This is a genomic window from Bacteroides sp. MSK.20.12 (genome assembly GCF_019052435.1).
Lineage (GTDB): Bacteria > Bacteroidota > Bacteroidia > Bacteroidales > Bacteroidaceae > Bacteroides > Bacteroides xylanisolvens.
This window is the reverse complement of the sequence record NZ_JAHQVH010000113.1, coordinates 1-429: the sequence shown is the minus strand read 5'-3', so window position 1 is coordinate 429 and position 429 is coordinate 1. Positions and strand designations below refer to the sequence as shown.

At 43.8% G+C, this 429-nt stretch carries 1 protein-coding gene; it reads right to left on the bottom strand.

The annotated features are described in order from the left end of the window. Positions 1–429 (bottom strand): AAA family ATPase (locus KTR06_RS24850; RefSeq protein ID WP_217290901.1); only part of this gene is annotated, 429 nt, incomplete at both ends.

Genomic DNA, 429 nt, shown 5'->3' with positions numbered 1-429 from the left:
CTTCGTTGAATCCGGTCATTTCATTAAATTCCGGAGAGAGCGAATAATTGGTGCCGATATTGAATCCGCTGGTGAGATCGTCCATCGTGACGGGGCTGACACCAGTCACGAAGCAACGTTTGATAGTGGAGTCCGTGCCTGCTTTCACCGTATCGAAGAAGCTGCGCAGATAACCGGTTCCGTGTGTCTCGCTCTTGTAATCTTCCAGACAGGCAGGCTCTGATAAGATTTTATTTGTAAAGTGGTCGTATTCATCAATGAACAGATAAATCTGTTGATTGGTCTTGACACATTCTTTATATAGATAATCCAGTTGCTCTACGGCTCCCTTTTTCTTATTCATTTCTTCCTTTATCCCTTCGGGAAGATATTGCGCGTAGACATCGCAGAAGAAATTGAATTCTGTGTTGCAATGTGCGTCCAATGATT